Source organism: Streptomyces himastatinicus ATCC 53653, assembly GCF_000158915.1.
Taxonomy (GTDB): Bacteria; Actinomycetota; Actinomycetes; order Streptomycetales; family Streptomycetaceae; genus Streptomyces; species Streptomyces himastatinicus.
The window spans coordinates 5854653-5855646 of record NZ_GG657754.1 but is presented as its reverse complement, the minus strand read 5'-3'; the positions used below and the strand labels follow the sequence as shown (position 1 = coordinate 5855646).

The 994-nt window shown below is 77.3% G+C and carries 1 pseudogene; it reads right to left on the bottom strand.

Annotated features, from left to right (window positions below):
- Positions 1-994 (bottom strand): annotated as a pseudogene (locus tag SSOG_RS46870) (sacsin N-terminal ATP-binding-like domain-containing protein); the annotation flags it as partial.

Here is a 994-nt window from a genome sequence, read left to right as displayed (position 1 = left end):
GGTCTCGCCCGCCGAACCCTCGCTCTTCTCGTGTCTCGGTCCCGCCATCCCCGCCATCTACGTCTCCCGGCAGCGGAAGAAGCACCTGCCGGGGCCCGATCGTCGTCCGGCCGTCCGCCAGCGGCACCGGCAGCCCGCTCAGCCGGTCCGGGTCGGTACCGGCCAGCGCGTCGTACAGCCGCCGCCACCAGGCCGGGGCGCGCTCGACGCCCGCCAGCCGGTCGATCACCTCGCCCAGCGGCAGCCGGGCCACGTCCAGCGCCCGCAGCTCCTGCCGCCGCTCCAGACCGGCGGGTAGCAGCGTCGGGAACAGCTCGGCCAGCACCTCCACGGTCTCCGCGCCCGCGCCCTCCACGATCTCCGCGTCACGGGGGCGCAGCGCGTACGGCTCGCCCTCGAAGGTGCCGCGCGCGAGGATCGCGTCGTCCCAGCCGAGCCCCGCGTCCGCCGATGCCTCCGGCTCCAGGTGGTCCGGCGCGGCCGCGCTCGGCAGGAACGGCACCCGCGGCAGCCGCTCCAGCACCCGCGCCCGCAGCTCCCCGTCCAGCTCGCCCTTGCCCAGCGGGCCCGGGACCAGGCCGATCGTGCCCGTCCCCACCGGATGCCAGTCGCGCAGCAGCGTCGCGTACGCCTCGGCCGCGCGCTCCACCAGGAAGGCGGTCAGCGGTCCCGGCGCGGTGTGGCGGCGGGTGGGCTCCAGCGGGAACGAGGCGATCAGCAGCGCGGGCAGTCCGAGCGGCTCGTCGGTCGGCGTCGGCGCGTGCACGACCGGCGCCGTCGCGGGCCGCACCGGCGCGCCCTCGGCGTCCACCGGCACCGCCCAGGTCACCGACCACACCGGGCGCAGCCGCTCCTCCACCGGGCGGTCGGCGAGCAGTTCCGGGTCCAGTCGGCCGCTCACGCGCTCGGTGCGCCAGCGGGTCGTACGGCGCTCCTTGTCACTGTGGTCCTCGATGACCGCGTACGGGCCGTCCTCCGGCGCCGCAGCGTCCGC